Here is an 895-nt window from a genome sequence, read left to right on the forward strand (position 1 = left end):
AGAGCTCCTAACTCTTTGAGCGTTGGAGTCGGCGCCAACAGATGATGGCGCAGGCGAGGGTGAGGAACGCTTCGTGGATGTCGTCGCGGATTTCCCAGCGGATGCGCAGGCGGCGGAACCAGTGCAGCAGGGCGATGGTCTGTTCGACGACCCAGCGTCGGGTGCCCAGTCCTGAGCCGTGCTCGGTGCCGCGTCGGGCGATGACTGGGGTGATGCCCTTGGCGCGTAGGTCGCGGCGGTAGCAGTCGTAGTCGTAGCCGCGGTCGGCGTAGATGCGTTCGGGTCGTTGCCGTGGCCTGCCGCGAATGCCTTTGATCCGGGGGACCTTGTCGACCAGGGGCAGTAGTTGGGTGACGTCGTGGCGGTTGCCGCCGGTCAGCGCTGTGGCGAGGGGGATGCCGCCCGCGTCGGTGATGACGTGGTGTTTCGAGCCTGGCTTGCGGCGGTCGACCGGGCTCGGACCGGTTTTGGGCCGCCCTTGAGCGCCCGGACGTGGGAGCCGTCGATCACCGCCCGGGACATGTCCAGCTGCCCGGCGGCGCGGAGTCTGCCGAGGAGAACCTCGTGCAGTCGTTGCCAGACACCGGCGTCGTTCCAGTCCCGCAACCGGCGCCAGCAGGTCATCCCCGACCCGAAGCCGAGCTCTTGAGGAAGGTACTCCCACGGAATCGCGGTGTAGAGGACGAACAGGATCCCGCACAACACCTTGCGATCGTCGAAGGGCTTGCGGCCCGGGTAGCGGTGCCGGCGGGGTGGTCGGGGCGGCAGCAGCGGCGCGATCTCGGCCCACAACTCGTCCGAGACGATCCACGGCGGCTGCTCACCCCTCCTCACGTTCAGACAGAACGACCCTCACGTCCCGAGGACACGCCCAACGTCATTTCGTTAGGAGCTC

Annotated in this window: 1 protein-coding gene; it reads right to left on the reverse strand. The window is 67.5% G+C overall.

Annotation, left to right across the window (positions count from 1 at the left end):
• Positions 1-7: 7 nt before the first annotated feature.
• Positions 8-807, reverse strand: a protein-coding gene (locus Van01_RS32750; protein ID WP_239099453.1) for an IS5 family transposase whose coding sequence is annotated in 2 segments (ribosomal slippage) — positions 8-471 and positions 471-807 — 801 coding nt in all. Because the reading frame shifts where the segments join, the coding sequence is not laid out codon by codon here.
• Between the last annotated feature and the right edge of the window lie 88 nt (positions 808-895).

It is taken from the genome of Micromonospora andamanensis (genome assembly GCF_016863495.1).
Taxonomy (GTDB): Bacteria; Actinomycetota; Actinomycetes; order Mycobacteriales; family Micromonosporaceae; genus Micromonospora; species Micromonospora andamanensis.